At 38.7% G+C, this 24522-nt stretch carries 21 protein-coding genes and 1 riboswitch; of the genes, 10 read left to right on the top strand and 11 right to left on the bottom strand.

The window, feature by feature from the left end:
• Positions 1-94 precede the first annotated feature (94 nt).
• The 4 genes from ACX9YW_RS05025 (at position 95) to ACX9YW_RS05010 (ending at position 3599) form a co-directional block, all read left to right on the top strand.
• The gene (locus ACX9YW_RS05025) at positions 95-1891 is read left to right on the top strand and encodes a M3 family oligoendopeptidase (protein ID WP_460342733.1); all 1797 of its coding nucleotides are present in this window, start codon (positions 95-97) and stop codon (positions 1889-1891) included.
• A gap of 111 nt (positions 1892-2002) precedes the next feature.
• A complete protein-coding gene (locus ACX9YW_RS05020; protein WP_460342730.1) occupies positions 2003-2488 on the top strand; it encodes a CBO0543 family protein in 486 nt (161 codons plus the stop codon).
• A 3-nt stretch (positions 2489-2491) separates the two neighbouring features.
• A complete protein-coding gene (locus tag ACX9YW_RS05015; RefSeq protein ID WP_460342727.1) occupies positions 2492-2995 on the top strand; it encodes a CBO0543 family protein in 504 nt (167 codons plus the stop codon).
• An 82-nt stretch (positions 2996-3077) separates the two neighbouring features.
• The gene (locus ACX9YW_RS05010) at positions 3078-3599 is read left to right on the top strand and encodes a ribonuclease H-like YkuK family protein (protein ID WP_460342724.1); all 522 of its coding nucleotides are present in this window, start codon (positions 3078-3080) and stop codon (positions 3597-3599) included.
• A 39-nt stretch (positions 3600-3638) separates the two neighbouring features.
• Here the strand turns inward: ACX9YW_RS05010 and ACX9YW_RS05005 are convergent, their stop codons facing one another.
• The 8 genes from ACX9YW_RS05005 to ACX9YW_RS04970 all read right to left on the bottom strand — a co-directional run bounded on the left by ACX9YW_RS05005 (position 3639) and on the right by ACX9YW_RS04970 (position 12212).
• The gene (locus tag ACX9YW_RS05005) at positions 3639-5462 is read right to left on the bottom strand and encodes an APC family permease (RefSeq protein ID WP_460342721.1); all 1824 of its coding nucleotides are present in this window, start codon (positions 5460-5462) and stop codon (positions 3639-3641) included.
• A 111-nt stretch (positions 5463-5573) separates the two neighbouring features.
• Positions 5574-5726: riboswitch (cyclic di-AMP (ydaO/yuaA leader) on the bottom strand.
• Positions 5727-5789: 63 nt separating this feature from the next.
• Positions 5790-5975 carry a hypothetical protein gene (locus ACX9YW_RS05000; RefSeq protein ID WP_460342718.1) on the bottom strand — a complete coding sequence of 62 codons (186 nt, stop codon included), beginning with the start codon at positions 5973-5975 and terminating at the stop codon, positions 5790-5792.
• Positions 5976-6087: 112 nt separating this feature from the next.
• Positions 6088-6465 carry a response regulator transcription factor gene (locus tag ACX9YW_RS04995; RefSeq protein WP_460342715.1) on the bottom strand — a complete coding sequence of 126 codons (378 nt, stop codon included), beginning with the start codon at positions 6463-6465 and terminating at the stop codon, positions 6088-6090.
• Positions 6466-6562: 97 nt separating this feature from the next.
• Positions 6563-7444, bottom strand: a complete 882-nt coding sequence (gene nikC / locus ACX9YW_RS04990) for a nickel transporter permease (protein WP_460343228.1) — start codon at positions 7442-7444, stop codon at positions 6563-6565.
• A 39-nt stretch (positions 7445-7483) separates the two neighbouring features.
• Positions 7484-8491, bottom strand: coding sequence for an ABC transporter permease (locus ACX9YW_RS04985; protein ID WP_460342712.1), 1008 nt, complete (start codon positions 8489-8491; stop codon positions 7484-7486).
• Positions 8492-8573: 82 nt separating this feature from the next.
• On the bottom strand, positions 8574-10199 hold the full coding sequence (locus tag ACX9YW_RS04980; protein ID WP_460342709.1) for an ABC transporter substrate-binding protein: 1626 nt from the start codon (positions 10197-10199) through the stop codon (positions 8574-8576).
• Between the two features lie 50 nt (positions 10200-10249).
• On the bottom strand, positions 10250-11218 hold the full coding sequence (locus ACX9YW_RS04975; RefSeq protein ID WP_460342706.1) for an ABC transporter ATP-binding protein: 969 nt from the start codon (positions 11216-11218) through the stop codon (positions 10250-10252).
• On the bottom strand, positions 11199-12212 hold the full coding sequence (locus tag ACX9YW_RS04970; protein ID WP_460342703.1) for an ABC transporter ATP-binding protein: 1014 nt from the start codon (positions 12210-12212) through the stop codon (positions 11199-11201). Before ACX9YW_RS04970 ends, ACX9YW_RS04975 begins: the two co-directional genes overlap by 20 nt.
• Before the next feature lie 319 nt (positions 12213-12531).
• On the opposite strand from ACX9YW_RS04970, the gene pepF reads away from it, so the two are divergent.
• Positions 12532-14346: an oligoendopeptidase F gene (gene pepF / locus ACX9YW_RS04965; RefSeq protein ID WP_460342700.1), complete on the top strand. Its 1815-nt coding sequence runs from the start codon at positions 12532-12534 to the stop codon at positions 14344-14346.
• A 101-nt stretch (positions 14347-14447) separates the two neighbouring features.
• On the opposite strand, the gene ACX9YW_RS04960 is transcribed toward pepF, so the two are convergent.
• Positions 14448-15305 carry an MBL fold metallo-hydrolase gene (locus ACX9YW_RS04960; RefSeq protein ID WP_460342697.1) on the bottom strand — a complete coding sequence of 286 codons (858 nt, stop codon included), beginning with the start codon at positions 15303-15305 and terminating at the stop codon, positions 14448-14450.
• Between the two features lie 315 nt (positions 15306-15620).
• Between ACX9YW_RS04960 and ACX9YW_RS04955 the strand changes: the two genes are divergently transcribed.
• A complete protein-coding gene (locus tag ACX9YW_RS04955) occupies positions 15621-16061 on the top strand; it encodes a hypothetical protein (protein ID WP_460343225.1) in 441 nt (146 codons plus the stop codon).
• 61 nt (positions 16062-16122) lie between these two features.
• Here ACX9YW_RS04955 and ACX9YW_RS04950 read toward each other — a convergent pair whose 3' ends face one another.
• Both ACX9YW_RS04950 and ACX9YW_RS04945 read right to left on the bottom strand, forming a co-directional pair.
• Positions 16123-17043, bottom strand: a complete 921-nt coding sequence (locus tag ACX9YW_RS04950; protein ID WP_460342694.1) for a pseudouridine-5'-phosphate glycosidase — start codon at positions 17041-17043, stop codon at positions 16123-16125.
• A complete protein-coding gene (locus ACX9YW_RS04945) occupies positions 17040-18137 on the bottom strand; it encodes a carbohydrate kinase (RefSeq protein ID WP_460343222.1) in 1098 nt (365 codons plus the stop codon). Before ACX9YW_RS04945 ends, ACX9YW_RS04950 begins: the two co-directional genes overlap by 4 nt.
• Positions 18138-18407: 270 nt before the next feature.
• Here ACX9YW_RS04945 and ACX9YW_RS04940 point away from each other — a divergent pair, with 270 nt between their 5' ends.
• The 4 genes from ACX9YW_RS04940 (at position 18408) to ACX9YW_RS04925 (ending at position 24502) form a co-directional block, all read left to right on the top strand.
• On the top strand, positions 18408-19952 hold the full coding sequence (locus tag ACX9YW_RS04940; protein WP_460342691.1) for a spore germination protein: 1545 nt from the start codon (positions 18408-18410) through the stop codon (positions 19950-19952).
• Positions 19952-21058: a GerAB/ArcD/ProY family transporter gene (locus ACX9YW_RS04935; protein ID WP_460342688.1), complete on the top strand. Its 1107-nt coding sequence runs from the start codon at positions 19952-19954 to the stop codon at positions 21056-21058. Before ACX9YW_RS04940 ends, ACX9YW_RS04935 begins: the two co-directional genes overlap by 1 nt.
• Positions 21039-22289 carry a Ger(x)C family spore germination protein gene (locus ACX9YW_RS04930; protein WP_460342685.1) on the top strand — a complete coding sequence of 417 codons (1251 nt, stop codon included), beginning with the start codon at positions 21039-21041 and terminating at the stop codon, positions 22287-22289. Before ACX9YW_RS04935 ends, ACX9YW_RS04930 begins: the two co-directional genes overlap by 20 nt.
• A 359-nt stretch (positions 22290-22648) precedes the next feature.
• Complete coding sequence (locus ACX9YW_RS04925) at positions 22649-24502, top strand: putative bifunctional diguanylate cyclase/phosphodiesterase (RefSeq protein WP_460342682.1); 1854 nt, start codon at positions 22649-22651, stop codon at positions 24500-24502.
• The last annotated feature ends 20 nt before the right edge of the window (positions 24503-24522 follow it).

Below are 24522 nucleotides of genomic sequence, written 5' to 3'. Positions count from 1 at the left end.
GGAATGAAAATATTTAGAATACCGAAATACATGGAGTGTATGATATACTAGTTGATGTATTCAGAAATTTTTAAAAATATAGGGGGATCTTTTGATGACAAAGGTTATGTATCCCGAAGTATGGGATTTGGAGGTCATATTCCCAGGCGGGAGTGAATCTCCACAGCTTCGTGAGCACTTAGATCAATTAGTACCAATACTTTCAAGCTTTGAACAAAATGTGCAGAACTTTCAAGTACCACAATCCATTGCTGATGCTGTTCAGATTGCTGCAATCCTAGAAGAAATTACAAATATAAGAAACCATATTGGACAAGCCCGTTCCTTTATCGGCTGCTTGTTAGCACAAAATACAACTGACAAAAAGGCGTCTTTGCTGCAGGGTGAGGTTACAACACATCAAGCCCGCTTTAATACCTCTATGCAAAAAGTACAAAAAACCTTAACCAAAACGGATGATAATGTTTGGAGCGGACTATTAGAAACCGAATCTCTCCAACCGTTTCAGTTTGTCTTAAATGAATGGCGTGACCAATCCAGACAAAAGCTTTCCGAAGAAGAGGAAGCGATTATTACCGCCCTAACCTCCGACGGGTACGAGGCATGGGGAAATTTATACAATTCTGTTGTTGGGGATATGAAAGTAAAAGTCCAATTAGACGGAGAAGAAAAACTTTTATCGGTTGGACAAGCTAATAATTTAAAAGCGAATCAAGACGAAACCATCAGGAAACAAGCCTACGATGCCTTGGATTCCGCCTGGAAAGAAAAAGAAGATCTTTTCGCTAAAATTCTTAATCACCTTGCCGGATTCCGGCTACAAGTGTATAAAAAACGCGGATGGGATCATGTCCTAAAAGAGCCCCTTCAATATAACCGAATGAAGCAAGAAACTCTAGATGCTATGTGGGGCGCTATCTCCAAACATAAGCAACCATTTGTTCAATACTTAAATCAAAAAGCTCAATTACTTGGTAAAGAGAAATTGTCCTATCAAGATATGCTAGCGCCTATCTCTAAGAGTACACAAAAAATTTCCTTCCAGGAATCAGCCGAATTTATCTTAAAACATTTTGGTCAATTCGGATCCGAGCTGAAAAACTTCTCTCAGAAAGCCTTTGAAGATGGCTGGATTGAAGCCGAGGACCGTCCAAACAAACGCGTCGGTGGATTCTGTACTGGACTTCCAATATCGGAACAATCAAGAATTTTTATGACCTATAGTGGTACGATTGGCAATATGGCTACCTTAGCCCATGAATTAGGCCATGCCTTCCATTCTTATGCTATGCGTCCCGTTCATGGTCTAAATCGTCAATATGCGATGAATGTCGCAGAAACGGCTTCCACCTTTGCCGAAATGATTGTCTTTGATGCTGCAGTGAAAGAAGTTAAATCCAATGAGGAGAAAATTTACCTTCTCGAAGAAAAAATTAAGCGCAGTATCACTTTCTTTATGGGAATTCATTTCCGTTTCCTTTTTGAAACAAGATTTTATGAAGAACGTAAAAAGGGAATGGTGTCCGCAGTTAGACTAAATGAATTAATGGTACAGGCTCAAGAGGAAGCTTATGCGGGGGCTTTAGAGGAGTATGATCCAAGAACTTGGGCATCGACGTTACATTTTTATATTACTTATGTACCATTCTATAACTTCCCTTATACATTCGGCTATTTATTCTCACTCAGCATCTATGCGAAAGCCATAGAATCAGGTGAAGGATTCGAGGAAAAATACATGGCTTTACTGCGTGATACAGCCTCTATGACCGCTGAAGATTTAGCCATGAAGCATCTGGGTGAAGATATTACGAAAGAATCTTTCTGGGAAAAGGGCGTTGCCTTATCCGTAAAAGATGTTGAAGAATTTATTCGCCTAACAAGAGAATAGAACTACACTATGACTCCATTTTTTTCATGGAGTCTTTTTTTATTAAAAATAGCGTTCTGTCGAATATTGTAAACAAGTATTGCTCATATTATTTCATTAAGGGGGGATTCTATGAGTTTCGACTATTTGGTCATTTTGGCATTATGGGTTATTTGCCCTTTCATACTATTAATAACTGTCCCTCGCTATCGAATTCGAGAATTTATCGCCGTTTTTTTCATTTTTCAAACCTTAACCTGGCTTTTTAGTATTACTTTAACAGCCTTTGATCTACTTTCATTTCCAATCCGTTTATTCCCTAATGCGACAAAGATTGGCTTTACAATGGAATATTTGGTTTATCCTACTGCAGCGGTGTTATTTTACAAATGGTTCCCTGAAAGAGCCACATCACTCAGAAGAGCTTGGCATTACTTTTTTTCTGTTTCCGGGTTTATTCTAATTATGTTTCTACTCGGGAAATACACAAATTTATTATCTAAAGTAAGTGTAAACGCACTTATTCGAAGTTACTTTAATTTTACAGTTGAACTTTGGCTCTGCAAACTATATGTCCAGTGGCTGTTGAAAAAAACAACTTTACAAAAAGTCGGGTGATCGATGATGATATCAAATCTTACCATGCTTTATTCCGTTTGGGGGATAACCCTCATTTCAGTCGTTTATTTACCTAAAAAACGTTTGAGAGAGGCGAGTATTATTTTTTTATTTCAGCAATTTTTTACCTGGTTTTTAGGTTTAATAACGGTCGAATTAGGCTTACTAGAATATCCTTATCGTGAATTAGCTTCTGTCAATAAAACAAGCTTCACCTTTGAATTCTTTGTCTATCCTGTTATATCGGCATTTTTTGTCCTATTTTACCCGAAATCAAGCCGGAAGGTGGTTGGATTTGTCTATTCCACAATATTTACCACTGGCCTTGTTATTCCAGAAGTTTTAATTGAAAAATATACCGATTTAGTTACTTACGTCCATTGGGCGTGGTATGTCTCTTGGATTACCATCTTTCTTACCCTCTATATGGCCAAATGGTCTCATCGATGGTTTTTTAAATATGATAAAGCTGCCAGCACTCAAAAAGATAATGTTATCCTAGACTAGTTTTTCCGCAACATTTAGCACGACGGCCATACCCTTTCCATAAAATATTAGAAAGGCTAATGGAAAGCTGTGGTGCTATCAAATGATCGACTATTATTTTCAAAACCTTCAGGATAAAAACATGAGTTTTGAGGATGTTTTTGAAAGGATTAAAAAATTTATCAAGCTGAACCCTGTTGGGAATTTTCGGCTTATGGTTGGAACTGATTCACAAGTACATCGGAAGCATACTGTTTTTATAACCGGAATTGTCATTCAAAATGAGGGAAAGGGCGTTTGGGCATGTATCCGAAGGGTCATCATCCCGAGAAAAATGCTACACTTACATGAACGGATATCATTGGAATTGAGCCTAACCGAGGAAATTGTGGCGATGTTTTCAGAGGAACGGAAAACAGAATTGATTGACCTTATCCTCCCTTATATTTACCAAGGGTCCTCTTTTACGATGGAGGGTCATATAGATATAGGATTAGGGAAGCGGAACAAGACTAGTGCATTTGTAAGCGAAATGGTCGAGAGAATCGAATCTATGGGACTCCAGCCGAAAATTAAACCAAATGCCTTTGTTGCTTCAACCTACGCAAATCGCTATACAAAATAAAACAGGGGCCAATTGAATGGTCCCCGCTTTACTTCTTGGCTATTTTTTAAAATGATATGGTACTGTTGCGATTACAATATTTCTTTTAAAAATTAAATATGTCCTAATTAATAAACTCGACTGGTTATGCAATATATTGTGCCAGCTTTTTTTAGTGATAAACTGTGGTATAAGAACGGTCACCCAATAACCAGATTCACTTGCCTTGTGTTCTACCGTATCGATAAATTTCGTTAACGGATGTAGTAGGCTTCGATACTGGGAATGTAGAGTAACTAGTCTTATCTCTGGATGGAATTTCTTCCACTTTTCCTCAAAAATCCTTTGATCCTCACGCTCAAAGGCAACATATACAGCAATAACTTGATCGGTGATCGACTTCGCATAATTAATGGAGTTTTCGACCACTTTCGTTATTCCCGCCACAGGAACAATAATGACGTTCCCTTCTATTGCCTTTACTGGCTCATCTGCACTTATTCGCAACTGTTCCCCGACTGTTTCATAATGCCCCTTAACACGATGAAAAATAATGACCATGATTGGTACAAAAACTAAAACAGCCCACACTTGGGTAAACTTTGTTAAAAAAAACATGAGCGAAACAATAAAACTAATGAATGCGCCTGTAAAGTTCACAGATAGTTTCCATACCCATCCCTTAGGCTTTTCACGAATCCACTTTATAACCATTCCCGATTGCGAAAGGGTAAACGGGATAAACACCCCGACTGCGTATAACGGAATTAATTGCTCAGTATGTCCTTGAAAGGCGATAATCAAAAAGATCGAAGCAACTCCCAGAGTGATAATCCCATTGGAGTACCCAAGGCGATCACCTCTAATCGTGTACATTCTTGGAATATATTTATCCTTTGCCAAGCTGTAGGCCAACATTGGGAACGCTGAATACCCTGTATTTGCTGCTAATATTAAAATCAACGCCGTAGACCCTTGAATAAAGTAGTAGACGATATTTCTTCCAAAGGTTGCCGAAGCGATTTGTGAAACAACGGTTTCCTCCACTTTCGGTGATACTCCATAAAAATAAGCTAGCAAAACGATTCCTGAAAACATAAAGGCTAGCAACACGCCCATCGCTGCCAACGTTTTAGCCGCATTCTTTGGGGCAGGGTCCTTAAAATTTGGAATGGCATTGGAGATGGCCTCCACCCCCGTTAATGCGGAGCTTCCGGAGGCAAAAGCTTTTAGTAAGAGAAATAAACTGATTCCTGCAATTGGTGTTCCCATTGGGGCATGCATTTCCGGTGATATTTGCCCTGTTACCATTTTATAAAGACCAACAACGATTAGAATAGCTAACGACAATACAAACAAATAAACTGGGTAAGCTAAAAAGGAAGCTGACTCCGTGACTCCACGCAAATTCATGATAGTAATAAAAACAACAAATAGGCACGAAGTGATGACAGTGTGCGAATGTAAGGCAGGTACTGCTGAGGTGATGGCATCCGTTCCAGCTGAAACACTTACGGCTACCGTTAAAACATAATCGACCAACAGCGAACCACCAGCAATTAAACCAGGATTCACACCGAGATTTTCTTTTGAGACAACATAAGCTCCACCACCATGTGGATATGAATAAATAATTTGCCGATACGATAAGATTAAAGCTGTCAATAACACTAAGACCCCCAGTGCAATTGGCAGCGAATACCAATAGGCAAGCGTACTTACCGTAACTAAGACCAGCAAGATTTGCTCCGGTCCATATGCAACCGAAGATAAAGCATCTGAAGATAAAATGGCTAACGCCTTAAACTTATTTAACTTTTGTTCACCAAGTGCATTTGACTTTAATGGACGGCCAATGAGAATCCGCTTTATAGTGGATGGCATAGATGGAACACCTCATCATTCAAAAGTACTAACAATTTTTACAGACCAAAAATGCCCACTAAGGCAAAGTCTAGCCCTAGTGGACATTACATCACATGTCTCATTAGCTGCACCTTCCCTCAATAAACGCTGACGAGGTTAGCTGACGGATTCGGGCCTTTTGAGTAGCCCTACCTTAGTGATAAACCAAGGATTCACCCCAAGCGACCAAGTAAGATCACAGTTTGGTTCCCCCGTTCCATACGGATTAAGCGATTTGGAATTATGAATGAACATTATCATACTCCCGGGAAGCTTAATTGTAAATAGCTTTTTTTTGCTTTTCTCTCAACAAATTCCGCTGCCATTACAGCTATCGCATTTATGAAAGTTGTTGATAAACGAAAGTTCAAAACCATCATAATAATAGCCTAAACCATCGCAATCTCGGCAACTATCCTCCCCGTTCCTCCCGCTAACTAAATCATCATATAAACCTGCACGCACTTGCTGAATGACATGAATAAGCCCCATATTCCACCTCAATAAAAATCAATATGGTTTTATTATGCAAATGATTTTACAAGTTTATCCAAATAAAAAAAATAAAAGACCGCTTAAAGCTTAATTAAAAGCTTAGCGGTCTTTAGGTCATCCCTGAAGACAAAATTACTTTAATTGTTTTCACAAATTCAGAGGGACTAAATGGTTTCAAAATATAATCCGTTGCCCCCATTTTAATGGCTTCCCGCTTCTCGGAAATGCCGCCTTTTACAGATAAAATAACTACAGGTGTCTCCCTTGTCTTTCTTATTTCCTGCAGTGCATCCAATCCGTCCATCTTAGGCATTAATATATCAAGAATAATTAAATCATACTCATTGATCATAGCTTTTTCTACTGCATCGACACCATTATCGACTTCTTCAATTAAATAATTTTCCCTACGAAAATATTTAACTAGCAAATCACGTAAAACTTCCTCATCCTCAGCGATTAAAATTCTCGGTTGAATGAGCGACACCACACTTCCACATTTTATTATAGTAATTACCTTCATAATACTAAAAATTCGGAATAAAATACAATCAAAAATGAAAGAGACCCCAAAGAGTCCCTTTTTATTGTTTCATTTTCGGATCAAGCACATCACGTAAACCGTCACCCATTAAGTTAAATCCTAAAACAGTCAGCATAATGGCCATCCCCGGGAAAAATAGTGTCCATGGTGCGTTCATAATGTAGTTTTTCGAATCAGATAGCATTTTCCCCCATTCCGGTGCTGGTGGCTGTGCGCCCATTCCAAGGAACCCTAGAGCTGCTGCTTCGATAATCGCCGTTGCAATCGCTAATGTGGCCTGAACGATAACAGGTGAAATACTGTTCGGTAAAATATGACGCATGAGAATTCTTGAATCCTTCATACCCACTGCTCGTGCTGCCATAATGTATTCTTCCTGCTTAACACTTAATACCTTGGAGCGTACTAATCGTCCAAAGTTTGGAATATTAATGATGGCAATCGCTATTAAAGCATTTTGTAGAGATGGGCCCAGAATCGCCACAACAGCAATAGCTAAGAGAATACTAGGAAAAGCTAACATAATATCAAAAATTCGTGAAATGATGGCATCCACCCAACGACCATAATATCCTGCGATAATTCCGAGGGCTGTTCCAAAAATCACTGATCCGAGCACTGAGAAAAATCCAACCCATAGGGAAATTCTTGCCCCATAGACGACTCGAGAAAAAATATCTCGACCAAAGTCATCTGTACCAAACCAATGTTCACTTGAAGGAGCTATGAATCGCTCCTTTAAATTTTGCTTATCAAATTCGTATGGTGCGATCAACGGCGCCAAAATGGCTATACAAATGAAAAGAAGAACAATCGCCAGACCAACAAGGGCAATTCGATTTTTACAAAAAGCTAGCCATGCTTCCTTCCAAGGAGGTAATAGCTTTTCTTCTTCTTCAACTGGTATTGCCTTAATGTCAATCTGTTTTTTCACCAGTTCTGCCACAACCGTCCCCTCCTTCTATTTGTTGTATTTAATTCTTGGATCAACCACGACGTAGAGTAAATCCACGACTAAGTTAATTAATACGAAAATCGCTGCGATAATTAAGATTCCAGACTGAATAACTGGATAATCACGATAATTAATCGCGTCATAAATATATCTTCCAATACCCGGCCAACCAAAAATGGTCTCGGTTAGAATCGCTCCACCTAATAAAAGTCCAGTTTGTAAACCAATAACTGTTAAAACGGGTATAATTGCATTCTTTAATGAGTGTTTGTAGACAACCCAAAACATTTTTAAACCTTTTGCTCTTGCAGTCCGTATATAATCCGATTTCATAACCTCAAGCATGGTTGCCCGTGTCATCCGTGCAATGATTGCCATTGGTATTGTCGCCAGCGCAGCACTTGGTAAAATGATGTGCTTAAATGCGATCGTAAATTGATCAAATCGGCCCTGTATTAACGTATCAACTAAGTATAAATTGGTTATAGACTCAATCGGATCCCGAACATTATTCCTTCCAGTCGTAGGTAACCAACCTAATTCGATAGAAAAAGCCCATTGCAGCATCAATCCTAACCAAAAGATAGGCATCGATACACCAATTAACGCAATGACCATCGCAACATAGTCAAACCATGATTTCGAAAACCATGCACTAATGATGCCGGCATTAACACCAATAATAACCGCAATAATCATTGCCACTAGGGTTAATTCAAATGTCGCTGCTAAAAACGGCCAAATCTCCTCGTTAATCGGACCCCTTGTCCGAAGTGAGATTCCTAAATCACCTTGCAGCAGGTTTCCTAAGTATTCAAAGTACTGGATATACCAAGGTCGATCCAGCCCTAATTGCTTCGTTAATGCTGCAATTGAATCCGCAGTTGCTCGCTGACCAAGAATGACTTGTGCTGGATCTCCAGGAATGGCATGGATAATCGCAAATACAACTAGGGTCATTCCAAACAGTACCGGTATTAATGAAAACAAACGGCGGACCGTATAATTAAACATGCTCTCCACCTACTTTTTGTCAAATAATATAGTCAACAAGGGGAGGGATTGACCCCTCCCCTTGCAGGCATTTTTTATAAAATTAGTTTGCAAACTCTACATTTAATAACCATTCTGAACCAGTTGGATGCGGCTTGTAATTTAATACATCCTTATGTGCAGCTAGTAATGGAATAGAGTGTACTAATGGAACCCAAGGAGCGTCCTCATGGACAATTTCTTGAGCTTTTTTGTATAACTCAATACGTATGTTTTCATCTGTTTCTGTTTGAGCTTGAATTAACACTTCATGAAGCTCATCACTGCTATACATTGCACTGTTGTTACTTCCGATGCTGTCCTTATCTAATAATGTATAAATGAAGTTATCAGCATCCCCGTTGTCACCGGTCCAACCTAACATGAACATATCAAACTCGCCATTTTTAGCTCTTTGTAAATAAGTTGCCCAGTCAACAGATTGAATGTTAGCCGTTACACCAATTTCAGCCAAGCTAGCTTGGATAACCTCCGCAACCTTCATTGCTTCAGGCATATATGGACGTGCTACCGGCATTGCCCAAAGATCAATCTTAAATCCGTCTGCATAGCCTGCTTCAGCTAATAATGCTTTTGCTTTTTCTAAATCGTAAGGGTATGGCTCAATGTCATCATTGTAACCTGAAATTGCTGGTGGCATTGGGTTTTTAGCTGGCTCAGCTTTACCACCATAGAATGCATCAATTAGAGCTTGCTTATCAATCGCATGGTTGATAGCCTGACGAACAAGCTTGTTATCAAACGGCTTGTGTGTATTTGTTAAACCAATGTAACCAACGTTCATGGAAGGACGTTCGATTACTTGTAGGTCTGGATTTGCTAAAACGGTTGCTTCATCAGAGTTATTTAATCCATCCATCACATCAATTTCTCCTGCAGCAAGAGAGTTTAGACGAGCCGTGTTTTCAGGAATCACACGGTAAATAACTTTGTTTAGCTTTGGTAAACCTTTTTGCCAGTATTCTGGGTTCTTTTCTAAAGTGATTGTGTCATTTTCAACCCAGCTTACAAATTTAAATGGTCCAGTTCCAACTGGATTTTTTCGGAAATCATCCCCATATTTTTCAACAGCAGCCGGACTCGCGATACCGAATGGAGACATAGCTAAGTTCTTTAAGAATGGAGCTTGTGGTCTAGTTAACACAAATTTAACCGTATGGTCATCAACTGCTGAGACTTCTTTGATAACATGACCTTCCTCTCCCTTATAGCCACCGAACATTGTGTAGTAAGGGAATTGGTCTTCATTACCATTCATCCAGCGGTTAAAGTTAAATACAACCGCATCTGCATTAAAGTCAGTTCCATCATGGAATTTAACACCTTGACGAAGCTTAAATTCATAAGTTAATCCATCTTCTGTTACTGTCCAGTCTTCAGCAAGACTTGGGTGAATCGTTGTGTCCTGCTCACCGAAAGTGACAAGGTTTTCATAAATGTTTTCCGTTACCTTGAAAGTTTCCCCTTCTGTAGTAGTGATTGGGTCAAGAGAAACGGAATCCCCGCCACGTCCGTACACAAGTGTGTCCTTCTTAGGTGTTGCTTCTTCTTGTTTCGGTTCCTTTTTGCCGTCGTCGCTGCTTTGATTTGTTTTGTTACTGCAACCAACAAGGAACATGCTGATGGCAAGTAGCGCAGTCAATAGCATTTTAAAGGTGTTTTTCTTCATAAGCCTTGTTACCCCCTATATATTTTTTATCTATCATCAATGCGGCTCACCTACTCGTTATATAAGTGGCAGGCTACATAATGACCATTTAAATTGCGCTCCGTTGGCCTAGTTGTTTTACAAATGTCCATACATTCGGAGCATCTCGTATGGAAGGCACAACCTGAAGGAGGGTTTGCTGGACTCGGAAGCTCTCCTTCAATTAGAATGGTTTCCCGTTTGATATCTGGATCGGGAATTGGTACTGCTGAAAGCAGCGCTTTCGTATAAGGGTGTTTCGGATTTTCATATAAATCTTCACTATCAGCTAATTCTATTAATCTACCTAAATACATTACGCCAACACGGTCACTAATATGCCGAACGACTCCTAAATCATGGGCAATAAAAATGTAGGTTAGCTGAAATTCTTTTTGAATGTCATTCATCAGGTTTAATACTTGTGCTTGAATCGAAACATCAAGTGCCGAAACCGGTTCATCGGCGATAATAAGCTTCGGTTTCGTCATTAAGGCTTTGGCAATCCCAATCCGCTGGCGCTGACCACCACTAAATTGGTGAGGGTATCTTCTAGCATGATAGCTACTTAAACCAACGACCTCTAGCATTTCCAGAACACGTTTTTTGCGTTCCTCTTTCGTCCCAATTCCATGAACAATGAGTGGCTCCTCAAGGATTTCCTGAATGGAATGGCGCGGATTAAGTGAAGCATACGGATCCTGGAACACCATTTGAATATCGCGGCGCGTTTTACGCAGCTCTGATTTTGACATACTGGTAATCTCTTTATCTTCGAAAACAATCCTTCCGTCACTCGCTTCAATTAAGCGCATTAACAGCCGGCCAGTGGTTGATTTTCCACACCCACTTTCTCCAACAATCCCAAGTGTTTCCCCCTTTTTCACATAAAAAGAAACATCATCAACTGCCTTGACTTCTCCGATTTTCCGACCAAATACTCCGCCAGTGATAGGAAAGTATTTTTTTAACCCATTAACCTCAAGAAGTAACTCCGACATACTTGTCACTCCTTTCTTCTAACTTATGGTGTAAACATCGGACCTCATGGCCTGTTCGCCCCATTTTATATAAATCTGGTGATTCTTCATGGCATTTACCGAAAACTTCTTCACAACGGGCCGCAAAACGACAGCCCTTATGGATGGTTCCTGGACGAGGTACGCTTCCTGGGATACTATAAAGACGGTCTTTTTTGCCCCGTAAATCAGGTACAGATTTTAGAAGTCCTTTTGTATAAGGATGCTTCGGATCCTTTAAAATGGTTCGAACATCCCCTTGTTCAACTATTTGACCAGCATACATAACGATAACCCGTTCACAAATTTCGGCAACTACTCCTAAATCATGAGTGATGAGGATAATCGACGTTGCTGTTTTTTTATTTAAATCCTTCATAAGGGCTAGAATTTGCGCCTGAATCGTTACATCAAGTGCTGTCGTAGGCTCGTCCGCAATAAGAACCTTCGGATTGCAGGCCATTGCCATCGCAATCATGACCCGTTGTCGCATTCCACCAGAAAGCTGATGTGGATGCTCCTTTAATATTCCTTCTGCCCTTGGGATTCCAACTAGCTTAAGTAGCTCAATACATCTTACTTTTATTTCTGACTTAGAAAGGTCAGTATGTAACCGAATCGCTTCCATCAGCTGATTACCAATCGTGAATAACGGGTTTAATGAAGTCATCGGTTCTTGGAAAATCATTGATATTTGATTACCACGAATTTCCCGCCATTTCTTTTCAGGAAGGTTCTTCAAATCCTTTCCCTCAAAGAGAATTTCTCCGTTTTCGATCTTTCCTGGTGGTGAAGGAATCAACCCCATTGTCGCAAGTGAAGTGACGCTTTTTCCACTTCCTGACTCCCCCACGATTCCTAAAATTTCACCTTCTCTTAAATCAAAACTAATTCCATCTACTGCAGGAACAAGCTTCTTTCCAGCCTGAAAAGAAACCTTTAAATCTTTTATTTGAAGAATAGAATCTTTATTCACGTTTACACCTGCCCGATAATTCTATATTTTTAAAATAATCTGATTATAAATAATATTAACACACATTTAACTTATTGACCATTATGACACACAACATAATGGAAAATTTGTCATAATTTGTAGACAAAACAAAAAATCCACCTTTAGCGCTATAAAGAAAAAACATTTTTATCGCACTTTAATGCTTTAGTGTTTTAAAAAACTTGGGGACTGTCCTACAGAATTTAAAGGGGTTTCTTTCTATTTCCGAAATAATTTTCTTTCACTAAATTTTCAAATAATATAGAATAAAGATAGATTTATAAGGAGGGATTGGCTTATGGAAAAAACGATTGAGAGACGTCTTGCCCGTTCTGAGGTGCCAGAGGAGTTAACCTGGGATTTAACGGGATTGTTTGCAACAGAAGAGGATTGGGAGCAAGAGTTACTTCAAATGGAAGAATCAATAAAGGATATTGCCCAATTCAAGGGAACGTTCCATCAAGGAGCAAATGCGTTACTTACCTGTTTAATTGCCCAAGAGCAAATTAGTATGAAACTCATTAAAGTAGGGACTTATGCTAGCTTAAAGCAATCGGCTGACGGAACGGACCCTACCAATCAAGCAAACTCCGCTAGACTTGCCGCTCTTAGAGCAAAGGTCAGTGCTGCTTTATCGTTTATCGATTCCGAAGTACTCTCATTACCAAATGGGACAATTGAAACCTACATAACGGAAGAGACTGCCTTAAAGCCGTTTGAAAAAAACCTTCTAGAATTGATTAATAAGAAGAAACATACCCTTTCGCCTGAAACAGAAGAAGCTCTTGCGGCTCTAGGTGAAGTGCTAAACGCACCCTATCAAATTTTCGGGATGAGCAAACTGACCGACATGCAATTTGCGTCAATTGAAGATGATAATGGCAACGAACTACCAAACTCATTTTCCCTATTTGAAACGCGTTATGAGTTTTCACCCGATACAAACTTACGCCGTAAAGCATATGTTTCGTTCGTACAAACTTTACAACAATATAAAAATACTTTTGCAGCAACTTATGCAACAGAGGTTAAAAAGCAAGTTGCTCTCTCCCGCTTACGAAACTATGAGTCTGTAACAGAGATGCTATTAGAACCGCAACAAGTTACAGAAGAAATGTACAATAACCAACTTGATATCATTACAAAAGAGCTTGCTCCTCATATGCGTCGGTACGCTGAACTCAAAAAACGCGTCCTTGGACTAGATAAAGTGTTGTTCTGTGATTTGAAGGCTCCACTTGATCCGGAGTTCAGTCCGCAAGTTAGTTTTGAAGAAGCTAGTGAAATGATCCTTGAGGCTTTACGAGTAATGGGACCAGAATATAGTGAGATTATGAGTAAAGGTTTGACCGAACGATGGTGTGATCTTTCTGATAACATCGGAAAATCAACTGGTGCCTTCTGCTCAAGCCCGTATGGGGCACACCCTTATATCTTAATTACTTGGCAAAACACAATGCGGAATGTATTTACCCTAGCACATGAATTGGGACACGCTGGACATTTCTATTTGGCCAATAAAAATCAACGCATCATGAATACTCGTCCTTCCATGTATTTCGTTGAAGCACCATCTACCATGAATGAAATGTTGTTGGCAAACCACTTATTCAGCAAATACACAGATAAACGTATGCGCCGTTGGGTTATTTTGCAACTGTTGGCAACCTACTATCATAACTTTGTTACCCACATTCTTGAAGGCGAATATCAACGTCGCGTTTATAAGCATGCTGAAGGCGGTGGGGCATTAACAGCAAAAATGTTAACCGAAATCAAGGGTAAAGTACTTTCTGAATTCTGGGGCGATTCTGTTGAACTAGATGAAGGGGCAAATCTCACCTGGATGCGCCAACCTCATTACTATATGGGCCTTTACTCTTACACCTATTCTGCTGGATTAACAGCGTCAACAGCCGTTTCCGAGCTGATTAAGGAAGAAGGGCAACCGGCTGTTGATCGTTGGCTTGACTGCTTACGAGCTGGAGGAACGATGAAACCACTTGACTTAATGAAACATGCCGGAATTGACATGTCAAAGCCTGACGCCATTCGGAAAGCAGTAGCTTATGTAGGTAGCCTAATTGATGAACTTGAACAATCGTACGAATAATGAATAATGTAAGGAACCAACGTTACTTCTAATGTATTAACGTTGGTTCTTTTTTAGGGTTTTTCAAGGATATTCTAATCAATACCCTTACATTCAAAAAATCAATGCTTTTGTTTGTTTACATACTTCCCATAATCCGGAATAGCGATTTGATCAAACTCATTTACTAGCTTGTGTAAGGAAGATGTCAACACTTCACCCGAGATGGGCATACCGTGCCCTGTTACAGCAACAATTGGTTTTAATGAAGCCAATGTTTTAACCGATTCCCTAGAAGCATCCCAATCTGTCGTTAAATATCTAGGTGGACCATTGATCTCAAATTCCTGGGTTAAGACCTTATACAGTGAGTCTTGTTTAACGGTAACAAAAGCATCCCCTGCAATCAGTGCGCGATCTTGTTCCCTAAAAAAAGATACATGTCCAGGAGTATGACCTGGTGTATAAATCCAACGGAAACCCGGCATATGCGGCACACTACCGTCCTCAGGAAGTACCTTTATTCTCCCACCCAGATTTATAGGATGATTGGGAAACATCGGAGACATCTTGGCTACCATCCCCCCCTCCACCGTTGGGTCAGGATCTGGATAGCTCATTTTTCCTGTTAAGAAAGGCAATTCTAATTCATGGGCATATACATCCACATTCCAATGTTTCACCAACTCGATCACAGCACCAACATGATCAAAATGTCCATGGGTTAAAATAATCGCTTTTGGTCGACTATTGATTCCGAACCGTTCCTCCGTAACCGAGATAATTTCATTTGCAGATTCAGGCATACCTGCATCCACTATCACAAAATCCCCAGTATCTGGATTCCCCACAAGACATATGTTAACAATTTGAATGGTATAGCAATATAAATCAGGTAAAACCTCTATCCCCACCCCACTGGCAATGGAGGTTGCAGGGATGAACTTGTAATCTTCACCATAAGAAATATCTTTCTCCATCTTTAGACCACCTTTATTCTAAAAGTTACCCAACAAAGATAGTTTGCTCCAGTTAGAAAATCTTATAATGGAACCGTTATGGTCCTAGCTAGCTTACATAGGAATTGTTACAAATATAATAATTTCTACGACAGTATGATGTAAAATTTTTACATAAATTAGGAAATATTGACCATGATAAAAGTATGGAGGGTTTTTATTCGTAGTCTTTGAATTTGTTTCCGATGGGGGTAGGTCATAGGAGAATTGTGGATGGGGAGAAAGGACTCCTTCTGCAGCAGACCAAAAAACTTAGCAAGGGGTTAGAAATTTGTGGTGAACCCAAAAGAAGCACTATTATGGAGTATTGCTTTCCCTGGATTTGGTCAGTTCATTAATGGTCAACATCTAAAAGGGATTGTTTTTATACTACTTGAGGTCCTAATTAATATTAATGCAAACTTTAATGAAATCATTATTTTAAGCTTTCAAGGTCAAATAGAAGATGCCATTATCCAAACAAACTATCTTTGGCTCATGTTTTATCCCTGTTTATATTTCTTTGCCATGTGGGATGCATTTAAGGAGGCTGGTGGGGGTAAAGACCGCAATACTTTTCTTCCGTTTGTGTTTTCCGCTTATTTTGTCACCGTTGGCTGTATTTATTCCTCTAATTTCCATTTATTCGGGGTATTATTAGGTCCTGTTTGGCTTCCGATTCTGTGTATAATACCAGGCGTGGGAATTGGATTGATCTTAAAAATGCTTATGAGGTAATCATAAAAAGCTTGTAGACATTAGAGAAAATAGCCTCTGTCTACAAGCTTATCATTTTTATTTATTTCATAGCATTAAAACTTACAGCTAGCTTAGCTCCAACTACTGCATTGTTTTTCACTAACGCAATATTAGCATCTAAACTTTTTCCTTCCGTTAGTTCTTTCACCTTACCTAGAAGGAATGGGGTAACGTTTTTACCTGAAATATGATTTTCCTCTGCCTCTTTTAATGCTGATTGGATAACACCATTAATCAGTTTCTCATCCATTGCGTGTTCTTCTGGAATTGGGTTGGCAATGACAGCTCCACCTTTAAGGTTCAGATCCCATTTAACTTTTAACGTAGATGCGATTGTTTCAACATCATCCGCTCTCAAGTTTAAAGCGAATTCACTGCTTCTTGTATAAAATGCAGGAAGCACATCGGTTTGGTAACCAATAACCGGTACACCTTTTGTTTCAAGATATTCCATTGTCAATCCTAAATCTAAGATCGATTTCGCTCCGGCACAAATGACAGCTACGTTTGTTTGTCCAAGTTCTTCTAAGTCAGCTGAAATATCCATTGTCGTTTCTGCGCCGCGGTGGACACCGCCAATACCACCAGTTACAAAGATGTTAATTCCTGCTGCTTCAGCACAAATCATGGTCGCCGCAACTGTTGTTGCCCCAAGTTTTTTTGTCGCAATTAAATAGGCCAAATCGCGTCTTGATGCTTTGGCCACGTCGGAACTCTTTCCGAACATTTCTAGTTCTTCATCCGATAGTCCAATTTTAATTTCCCCATCTACGATGGCGATTGTCGCTGGAACAGCCCCGTTATCACGAATAATTTGCTCTACTTCACGAGCTGTTTTAACATTTTGTGGATAAGGCATACCGTGAGAAATAATCGTAGATTCTAAAGCAACGATCGGTTTTCCTTGTTGTTTCGCTGCTTGTACTTCTTCGGAATAAGTTAAGTATTGATTGACGTTCATGATAATTCCTCCAGATCTTTTTGTAGTTGTTCTGCTGATAAGTCTTGTCTAACTGTAAATGGAGATTGCAATGTCTTAGCTGCATTCATTGTCCCAGCTTCAGCAATTTCAATTAATGATTTGCCTGCTAGCCATGAGTAAATGACAGCTGAGGAAAAGGCATCTCCTGCCCCCGTTACATCTACAATTTCATTTACATTTAACGCTGGAATATGAAAGATTCCCTCTTCCTTATTGCCTATCATGGATCCTTCTTTTCCATTTGTAACGACGACATTAGAAACACCTCTGGCTAACCAAAGATCTAATATCCTCTTCCAATCTTCTTCGGTTTTCATTTCCATTCCAAAGTAAGTTTCAGATTCATCCCTGTTCGTTATGATCCATGTAACCCCATTTAAATCATCAGGTAAATGAGTCATTTTTGGTGATGAAACGGGTATAAGCACGAGCGGTATGGCATGGTTTTTAGCAAAATGACATAAAAATTGAATCGTTTCTTTTGGACAATTTAAATCCGCCATAATACATTTTGCCCGACTCAACAATAAATCATGTTTACTGAGCAACTCGGGTGTAATCGCTTCGTACACGTCCATATTCGCTAAAGCGATAATTAATTCACCATTAACATCTAAAACCGCTGTGTACGATCCCGTTGACTTTTCTGGGAATTTCGTTACGTTATCTAAATTCATGTAAAGAGAGGACGACTCTTCAATAAAGGACCAATCCGAATCATTTCCACTAGTGGAAATAAGGGCTACTTCCAACCCAAGCCGACCTAAATTCTCTCCGATATTCCTTGCTACTCCACCGGCATTTTGCGTCGCATATATCGGATTGGATGTCCCCAATTGGGCTTTTCCCTTCACATGACATTTACGGTCAATATTAGCCCCACCAATGCAAATAACAGGTTGTGATTCGGTTAAAATGTAGGCCCTTCCTACAATTTTCCCTTTTTTAATTAATCCGGATATCATATTTGCAATAGACGGGCGAGATAATCCTAGATTTTCTGCCAGTTCTTGTTGTGAAACATAAGGGTTCTTGCGGATTAAATCTAAAACGATTTGTTCCTTCTCGCTCATTCTTTCGGTCACAAACTCACCTCATTTCAAATCCAATAGGTTTAGATTGTGTGTTTTGGGAATCTATCATTCAACGTCACACAATATTAAACTTTTGTTTATTTTTTAAACCTATGTTTAGATTATACTCCTTATTATTTTTGGAGTCAATGGAAATGAGGATATCCCAAAAAAGACCTAATTTAACAATTTGATGGGTTCATTTTCAATTTCATACATAAATTCCCCCTCAGCTGGAAAAATAGGTAAAAAAGTGTTGGGGTTGCTACAATGTTCAATAAATTAGCTGGATTAATACTGGATAAAATTACTGCAAATGAACGCTATAAAGATCAATCTTCCAATAAGGATAAAGAGCTTAAAGATAAAAAGATTGAAAAAAGTCTTGATGTCAATTTGGAAACCTTTAAATTGATTTATTCAGTACCTGATAATGTTGATGTTAAAATTCGCCGGCTAAAACTAGGGAAAAGTGACAAAAAAGCAGCGGTACTTTTTATTAGTTCCATTATTGACGCGAAAACGATTGAAGATACGGTTATTAAGCCCTTACTTACTAATGGGGACGAGCCTAAAGAAATAATCAATATCATCAACACCGAAGTAGTAAATACAGCTGAAAAAATATCCGATATCCTTTCCGACATCAATAAAGGGCATTGTGCTTTATTCGTCGATGGTGAAAGCAAGGTCTATTTAATTGGGGCAACAAACTTCCAAGGTAGGTCAATCGAGAAACCGGAAAATGAGGTGACACTGAAAGGACCAAAGGAAGCCTTTAATGAGAAAGTATTAACCAATATTTCCTTGCTCCGAAAAAAACTAAGAAGTGAAAACCTCATTACAGAAGTTTTACCCATTTCGAAACGTTCCCATAACGACGTGTTTATTCTTTATGTCAAAGACCTAGTTAATGAAGATTTATTAAAAAAAGTGAAAGAGAAATTAAGCAAGTTAGATGTTGATTCCGTCCAGAATCTCTCTATATTAGAAAATTATCTGGATGAGAGACCTAAGTCCCTAATTCCAACCGTTTTATTTACGGAAAGACCCGACCGCGCTTCCCGGTTTTTAGAAGATGGTTATATCGTTCTATTAATGGAAAATTCCCCAGGTTCCATCATCCTACCGGCAACATTTTGGTCTTTTTATCATACAGCCGATGACTATTATCTTCGCTTCTACTATGGGAATTTTACAAGGCTAATAAGAATCATCTCTGTTTTTATCACCCTTTTCACTTCGGCCATATATGTATCAATTACGAATTATCATGCGGAAATGGTTCCGACTGATTTATTACTTGCGATTTCATCGACACGGGAAAAAGTACCTTTTCCAGCCTTTGTTGAGGTTTTAATAATGGAATTGGCTTTTGAATTAATAAGAGAAGCCGGAATTAGAGTCCCCGGACCGATTGGACCAACAATTGGTATTGTCGGCGCCCTTATTCTCGGTCAAGCAGCTGTCCAGGCTAATATTGTTAGCCCTATAGTTGTGATTGTCGTCGCCTTGGGAGGATTAAGCTCATTTGCAGTAGGTGACCTTAACCTTAATTTCACCTTAAGGCTGAGCCGTTTCCTGTTTATATTTGCAGCTGGATTTATGGGGATTTTCGGAATGGCTGCGGTTTTTACCACTGGCCTATTTTATATCGTTTCAATAAAATCCTTTGGGGTCCCATATTTAGCACCATTAACCCCAAAATATATTTCATCGAAAGACACAGTTTTCCGTAGGATGATCCAAAATGAACGCTTTCGTCCTGGATATTTAAAGCCTAAAGATATCGAAAAACAATCAGGTGATTCATAATGGAGCAACGAAAAGACAAAATTGGTATGAGAGAATATTTTGCTATCCTTATTCTAACGATTGGGGTAAAACTTTCGGATGATACTCCCTCCCTTTTGTATGACAAGATTTTAAATGGTGCTTGGATGGCACCTTTAATTACTGGGATTCTTGCGATCATTCCGCTTTATTTTCTGATAAGAGTTATCTCTATAGACCCCCAAAAAAGTTTAATCGATCAAATTCAATCCCTATTAGGAAAGTATATTGGTTACTTTGTCATTTTGGGATTATGGATGATTCTTCTCAGCTTTATCGTCATTGATACTGCTATCTATACTGATATTATCGGGACCATGTATTTTACCCGAACTCCAACGATTGTTATTTATATTATGTTAATGATGGTAAGTGCGTTTGGGGCAAGAATGGGTCTTGAGCAAATCGGCTCAGTCGCATGGGCCGTCCTACCTTATGTCAAGTTTTCCTTATTTGTTGCTCTCGCTTTAACTGTTGTTCAGGGTCAGCTACCATATATATTTCCTATTTTTGGTCCCGGAAAATGGGAAATAGTCAAAGAAAGTGGTTTAAAGCTATCCATATATGGGGATTTTCTATTTTTTGGATTTATCGCCACCTATATTAGTAATCAAAATGCTTATAAAAAAGGTTCCTGGTTAGCGCTTGCAGTCTTAGCACTTGAACTTTCCTTTTCCTTTTTTGCCTTTTTAATCTTGTTTGATTATGAATCGGTAAAACTGTTGAACTATCCCTTTCATGAAAGTATCCGTTATATTTCTGTTGGCTTTATCACGAATGTTGAAACCTTTTTCTTCCCATTTTGGATTGTTACCTCATTTGTACGGTTTGCCGTTTATTTATATTTAACAGGGGTCTTATTTGGATGGCTTTTTAGAATTAATAACTTTGAATATGCCATTCCCAGTTTGGCAACGATTATTGTTTTCTTAGGTTTATTGCCAGACTCACCGACATTCACTTTATCACAAATAAGAGAATCATTATTGGATTATGTCCTTACCCCCGCTTTTTTTATCCTACCAAGCATTCTCTGGGGCATCGCAAAGCTTAAAGGAGAGTTTAAAAATGAGAAGAATAATCCATAGATTTAGCTATTTGCTTACCTTACTGTTTCTTTTGACAGGTTGTTGGGATCAAAGAGAAATTGAAAAGCGGGCATATGTGTATGCAGTAGGGATGGATACAGCAGAAGCGGAAAACAAGTTTAAAATCACATACTTAATTATTAATCCAGAATACGGAACACTTGTTACAGGTGGTGGGAGTGATGAACCTCCAACTGAAATTATTTCATTTGAAACGAATGATTTGATGACTGCCAGAAATTTAGCCAATGCTGTCATTTCTAAAGAAATCACTTATGATCTCCTTCGGGCCATCTTTGTTTCTGAAAAGTTGGCCAAAGAAGAACAATTTATTCGCTGGATGTACGATGCAACAAAAGACCGAGAAATTCGCCGCGATATTTATTTTGCTGTAACGAAAGAAAGCACTTCCGAATTTTTCGAAAATAATAAACCGAAACTTGATACACGTGTGCAAAAATATTTTGAGCAAATTTTTCAACATGGCATTGAAAATGGCATGATTCCCGATTCGGTCTTGCATCAATACTTTAAAATTACGGAAATGGATGCCGATTTGTTTTTAGCCATCTATGGAACTACCCAGCAAGAGGCATATGATGATCATAATAAGGAAGAGGATAAAATTCTTGCCGGTCAATTTAAAATAGAGGGTAGTACAAACAAAACGCAATTTATCGGATCGGCAGTTTTTAAGGAAGGAAAGATGATCGGTAAGTTGACCGCCGAGGAAACAAGACTGGCAGTTTTGTTAAATGATACCCTTAATATGTCTGATGTGCTTACTACTTTTCCCGACCCCTATAATGAAAAATATCGAATAGCCGTAAGACTTGTTAAAAAGAAAAGTAATAGTGTCAGTATGGACTTAAAAGATCATACTGGAACAATAAATGTTACCGTCCCTTTATATATGGAAATTCTCTCCGATCATAGTATGGTAAATTACGGTGAAAACCCTGCTAAACGGAAACAATTAAAACGCTTTCTTGAAAAAAGGCTCACCCAAAAGCTCGAGGATTTGATAAAGAAAACGCAAGAAGAGTACAGAGCGGACCCTTTTGCCTGGTCCCTACTCGCAAGAAAACAGTTTCAGACCATTCCTGAATTTGAAAATTTTAACTGGATGAAATCCTATCCAAATTTACAAGCAAATGTAAAGGTGAAAATTCGTTTCGGTGAATTCGGGAGACAAGGTGAACTGCCTAAATTAAAAGAAGTGAGGGATTAAGTTGGGTATGGGTTTCGGGATTAGCATCCTAATCCTCATCATGTTTTTCTATACACTTGGATTTTCGATTCAGCTTTGGAGGGAGAAAAATAAAATCGGTTCCATCGCGGTATTTTTCTTGGCTGTAGGCATTTGTATTGCACCCTATTTTTCATTTTTTCGCTCTTGAGACACGTTATATGCGTGTCTCTTTTGGGATTTATCACATTAAAACAGTAAAAATTGGCAAAAATTTTGCAGAATGATGTCGAAAGATTAAAAAAATGATAAAATAGTACCATCAATACGCAAAGTCTTTACGCGACTAAAGAACTATGTGAAAATAAACGTTACAGAACTAATATGATGAGGTGCACGCGTTGAGAATATTAAACGATATGTTTGAAACCAATCAGATAAAGAACGCTATTTCTACGTTTCAAACACTCATGCGTAATTACGACACACAACTTAATCAACAACTACATGATTGTATCCAGGATATCATAAGATTTTTATTTGATTTTACCTATTTGAAACAGGCGGTTGATTCCTCTGTCATTTTGGCAGCTACCGATATTTATGGAAATATCCTTTACGCAAATGATAAATTTTGCACACTTTCAAAATATAGCCGAGAGGAATTAATCGGTAAAAATCATCGAATTTTGAATTCCGGTCATCATAGCAAAGATTTTTTCAAAGAGATGTGGAAGCAAATTAATCGCGGCGAAGTTTGGGAAGGTGAAATTAAGAATAAAGCGAAAGACGGTTCCATTTACTGGGTTAAAACAACGATTGTTCCTTTAAAAGATGAAACGGGTAAACCCGTTATGTATATGTCAATACGTACTGATATTACCGAAGGCAAGTTGGCCCAAGAAAAGCTAGTGACTAACCTTCAAAATGATTTTCGGCATATGGCTTTACACGACCATATTACGAATTTACCAAATCGTCGTAAGTTTAATGAAGATATGGAATGCATTATTACTGAAGCGACACAGAACAACCAGCAAAATGTGGCTGTATTTTTCCTTGACCTAGACCGTTTTAAACAAATCAACGATAGCTTTGGTCATACGGTAGGTGACCATCTTATAAAAGAAGTCTCTTTCCGGTTAAAAGCAGCAGTTGGGTCGAAAGGAATCGTTTATCGATTTGCCGGCGATGAATTTATTATTGTTTTTCCTGCTATTGATAACCCTGAAAGCATTCAAGTATATGCAAAACAGATATTAGTCCTGTTTGAGGATGTGTTTATCCTCAAGAACAAATTAGAAATTTACACTTCTCCTAGTATCGGGGTTAGTATTTTTCCAGAACATGGGGAAGATTATGATACATTATTAAAAAACGCTGATACGGCGATGTATCTAGCCAAATCAAATAGCCGAAACAACTTCTCGATTTATAACCAAGAAATGAATCAGCACTATGAAGAGGCACTATTAATTGAGCATCATCTGCGCAAAGCCATTGAATCTGACGAACTTGAATTATATTACCAACCAAAGCTAGACTTAAGAACGGGAAATATCAATGGTGTGGAGGCTTTACTCCGCTGGAATAGTCCCTTTCTCGGGAGCGTGCCCCCAAGTAAATTTATCCCAGTTGCAGAGGATACCGGATTAATCATCAGTCTAGATGAATGGGTTTTAGAAAAGGCATGTCAGCAAAATAAAGAATGGAACAGCATTGGATTTTGTAGTCCCGTTAAAATAGCGGTTAATATTTCACCACAGCACTTCCGTCTGCCTAATTTCGATAGTGTTGTTAAGAAAGTATTAGATAAAACTGGTCTCAGTCCCCATTTATTAGAAATAGAAATAACCGAACATAGCTTTATAAATAATACCGAAGAATGTATTACTTGCTTAAAAAATCTAAATGAATTAGGGGTTTCTGTGGCAATTGATGATTTTGGAATTGGCTATTCCTCTCTCAATTATTTACGAAAACTTCCCATTCATTCATTAAAAATTGATCGGACGTTTATACAAGAGATGGCCGCAAATAGTGAGGATATTGCCATCGTTAAAGCCATCACAATTTTAGCCCATGAATTGAATTTAAAGGTGGTGGCTGAAGGAATCGAATCCTCTGAAGTCATTTCAGTACTAGACCAACTAGGCTGTGATGAAATACAAGGCTATTACATCAGCCGACCACTTTCAAAAAAAGATTTCGAGCAAAACTTTAGAAGAATCAATTTTGAAAAGATTATTCAATAAAATAAAAGAAGAGTGGAGTT

The sequence above is a fragment of the Pseudoneobacillus rhizolycopersici genome (assembly GCF_054786815.1).
The sequence above is the reverse complement of the archived record's forward strand: the minus strand, read 5'-3'. Positions and strand labels throughout refer to the sequence as shown.

Coding starts and splice junctions, on each gene's coding strand:
- ACX9YW_RS05010 (WP_460342724.1), top strand. CDS start 3,078: ATGATCGACTATTATTTTCAAAACCTTCAGGATAAAAACATGAGTTTT.
- ACX9YW_RS05025 (WP_460342733.1), top strand. CDS start 95: ATGACAAAGGTTATGTATCCCGAAGTATGGGATTTGGAGGTCATATTC.
- ACX9YW_RS04935 (WP_460342688.1), top strand. CDS start 19,952: ATGGAGCAACGAAAAGACAAAATTGGTATGAGAGAATATTTTGCTATC.
- pepF (WP_460342700.1), top strand. CDS start 12,532: ATGGAAAAAACGATTGAGAGACGTCTTGCCCGTTCTGAGGTGCCAGAG.
- ACX9YW_RS04950 (WP_460342694.1), bottom strand. CDS start 17,043: ATGAACGTCAATCAATACTTAACTTATTCCGAAGAAGTACAAGCAGCG.
- ACX9YW_RS04975 (WP_460342706.1), bottom strand. CDS start 11,218: ATGTCGGAGTTACTTCTTGAGGTTAATGGGTTAAAAAAATACTTTCCT.
- ACX9YW_RS04930 (WP_460342685.1), top strand. CDS start 21,039: ATGAGAAGAATAATCCATAGATTTAGCTATTTGCTTACCTTACTGTTT.
- ACX9YW_RS05005 (WP_460342721.1), bottom strand. CDS start 5,462: ATGCCATCCACTATAAAGCGGATTCTCATTGGCCGTCCATTAAAGTCA.
- ACX9YW_RS04960 (WP_460342697.1), bottom strand. CDS start 15,305: ATGGAGAAAGATATTTCTTATGGTGAAGATTACAAGTTCATCCCTGCA.
- ACX9YW_RS04940 (WP_460342691.1), top strand. CDS start 18,408: ATGTTCAATAAATTAGCTGGATTAATACTGGATAAAATTACTGCAAAT.
- ACX9YW_RS04980 (WP_460342709.1), bottom strand. CDS start 10,199: ATGAAGAAAAACACCTTTAAAATGCTATTGACTGCGCTACTTGCCATC.
- ACX9YW_RS05015 (WP_460342727.1), top strand. CDS start 2,492: ATGATGATATCAAATCTTACCATGCTTTATTCCGTTTGGGGGATAACC.
- ACX9YW_RS05020 (WP_460342730.1), top strand. CDS start 2,003: ATGAGTTTCGACTATTTGGTCATTTTGGCATTATGGGTTATTTGCCCT.
- ACX9YW_RS04945 (WP_460343222.1), bottom strand. CDS start 18,137: ATGAGCGAGAAGGAACAAATCGTTTTAGATTTAATCCGCAAGAACCCT.
- ACX9YW_RS05000 (WP_460342718.1), bottom strand. CDS start 5,975: ATGGGGCTTATTCATGTCATTCAGCAAGTGCGTGCAGGTTTATATGAT.
- ACX9YW_RS04985 (WP_460342712.1), bottom strand. CDS start 8,491: ATGTTTAATTATACGGTCCGCCGTTTGTTTTCATTAATACCGGTACTG.